This window comes from Massiliimicrobium timonense (assembly GCF_002160865.1).
Taxonomy (GTDB): domain Bacteria; phylum Bacillota_I; class Bacilli_A; order Erysipelotrichales; family Coprobacillaceae; genus Allocoprobacillus.
This window is the reverse complement of record NZ_NFLJ01000085.1, coordinates 1-1837: the sequence shown is the minus strand read 5'-3', so window position 1 is coordinate 1837 and position 1837 is coordinate 1. Positions and strand designations below refer to the sequence as shown.

The 1837-nt window shown below is 49.5% G+C and carries 1 protein-coding gene and 1 pseudogene; both read left to right on the top strand.

Going from position 1 to position 1837, the window contains the following annotated elements; genetic code table 11:
* Positions 1-1227: pseudogene (locus tag B5E75_RS14195) on the top strand (CD3337/EF1877 family mobilome membrane protein); the annotation flags it as partial.
* Positions 1228-1361: 134 nt separating this feature from the next.
* A partial coding sequence (locus B5E75_RS14190; RefSeq protein ID WP_206414000.1) for a lysozyme family protein occupies positions 1362-1837 on the top strand: 476 nt, incomplete at its 3' end.

The following is a 1837-nucleotide window of genomic DNA, read 5'->3' as shown; positions in this document are numbered from 1 at the left end:
CTGCAATTTGGCAACAGCGATATAGAGGAAATCGGAGCTGACCGTGTGGAAGCTCTGGTATCGGTCAGTCCGTCAGCAGACGACGGGGCGACCCGTGAGGACGTGGTGAAAACGGAAATCGAGGATAACGACAACGACAATCTGACGATACCGCAGGTCATCAACCGTCTGGGAATGGTGTTCTTCCTGCTTATCTTCAATCTGGGGATAACGATATTCGTATTCCTGCTCACAGGCATGATGATATTTTCCCAGATACTATTTATCATCTTCGCTATGTTCCTGCCGATTAGCTTCCTGCTCTCCATGATACCCAGCTATGAGAACATGGCGAAACAGGCAATTGTGCGAGTATTCAATACGATTATGACAAGGGCGGGAATTACCCTCATTGTCACGGTAGCTTTCAGTATTTCCAGTATGTTTTATAACATATCCACCGATTACCCGTTCTTTATGATTGCGTTCTTACAGATAGTCTGCTTTGCGGGTATCTACATGAAGCTGGGCGACCTTATGAGTATGTTCAGCTTAAATGCTGGGGACAGCCAGAGCATGGGACGCAGGATATTCCGTCGCCCGTATCTGTTCATGCGACACAGGGCTAGGCGTATGGAACACCGTATCGCAAGGGCTGTCGGTGCTGGAAGCGTGGCTGGTGCGGTGGCTGGTACAGTAGCCGGAACAGCCATGAATGACGGTTCTGGAAAATCTGCCAGAGCTGGTACGGGCAGAAAAGAACGCCGAGAAAATACTTCTTTTGGAAGCCGAGCTGGTTCAGCCGTGGGTGCGGTACTCGATACGAAAAATAAGGTCAAGGACAAGGCAACGGCTGTCAAGGAGAATATCAAGGATATGCCGACCCAGACCGCCTATGCCGTACACTCCGCAAAGGAAAAGGCTAAAGCAAATGTGTCTGACTTCAAGCGTGGCATTGTGCAGGGGCAGGAAACCAGACAGAGCGAGCGTGCCGACAAGCTCCAACAACACAGACAGAATATCGCTGACAAGCGTATGGAACTTCAAAAGGCACAGGAAGCAAAACAGGCTGGCAGAACGACGGACGGATCAGCGACAACAGGAGCTACCCGTTCCCATGATAGACCTGTCACCGCTTCTAAGACAGACACAGGAAAAATGCAGGAAATCAAGCGTCCTGTCACTACCGACAAGGTACATACCGAGCCGACCACGCCACAATCTGTCAAGGAACGTCCGCTGGCTTCAAAATCTGATGAACCTGTACCACAGAAACACGGGACAAGGCTTAACGGTGTGGAGCTGAACCGACAGACCACCAGAAAAGAGCGAAACGTCAAGAAAGCAACCATAAACACTACGGAAAAGAAAGGACGTAAGAAATGAAACTAAGACATCTCGCCATTATCGGCAGTCTGTTTCCATTTCTTCTTGCGATAGTGCTTTTCTTTGGTGTGCTTATCAGTGCCGAGGACGACGACGGGGGCGGTGGTTCTTCTTCATGGGTAACGGGAATGAACCTATCCGCAGAGGTCTTGAAACATCAGCCTATGGTGGAGAAATACGCAAAGGAATACGGCATATCCGAGTACGTCCCCTATCTGCTGGCAATCATACAGGTGGAAAGTGGCGGGACAGGTTCGGACGTTATGCAGAGTTCCGAGAGCATGGGCTTACCGCCTAACTCCTTAGATACAGAAAGCTCAATCAAGCAGGGGTGCAAGTATTTTGCGTCCCTGCTTTCTTCAGCAGAAAATCAAGGCATAGAGGATATAAATGTGGTGGTACAGTCCTATAACTATGGCGGTGGCTATATCGGCTATGTAGCTAAGAATGGGAAAAAGCACAGCTTCACGCT